1 protein-coding gene is annotated in these 506 nt (G+C 52.2%); it reads right to left on the bottom strand.

Going from position 1 to position 506, the window contains the following annotated elements; genetic code table 11:
• Positions 1–506 (bottom strand): D-arabinono-1,4-lactone oxidase (locus EN780_RS37340; protein WP_281035424.1); only part of this gene is annotated, 506 nt, incomplete at both ends.

Raw genomic sequence — 506 nt, 5'->3', positions numbered from 1 at the left:
TAGGTTCTATACTCAACCGGGAATATCTGCGACGGATGCTTCGTCTGGATCAGCTTGCGTATTTCACGCAATACCGCCGGACCGTCCTCGTAGGGCACCGAGTATTCGCATTCGTTATGGTTCGGCATCGGAATTGAACCCGGAAATATCCGATAGCTGGGCCCTATTCTCTCGCCGGCCTGTGCTTCGACAGCTGCTGACGGCTGAGTTGTGACGTTCAGCGTTCTGATTTCGCAGACATCAGCTTTACTGCGCGTACGACCAATGCCAGACGTGTCGGGCAGGCTGTATAACGATGCCGAGTGTTCGGTCGGGCACCAGAACACGCGGAGGCTCCGGTTTTCCTGACATAGCTGATCCAAATGATTCATGCATTCTTCAAAATCCTCACGCCATATTTTGTCATGAAGATCAAAAGCAGGAACAAGCTTCATCGTGACGGAAAGCACCACGCCAAGCATTCCGAGACAAACTTTCGCAGCGTTGAGGACATCGATGTCTTGCGA

The organism is Mesorhizobium sp. M4B.F.Ca.ET.089.01.1.1, from assembly GCF_004022605.1.
Taxonomy (GTDB): Bacteria; Pseudomonadota; Alphaproteobacteria; order Rhizobiales; family Rhizobiaceae; genus Mesorhizobium; species Mesorhizobium abyssinicae.
This window is presented reverse-complemented; position numbering and strand designations above follow the sequence as displayed.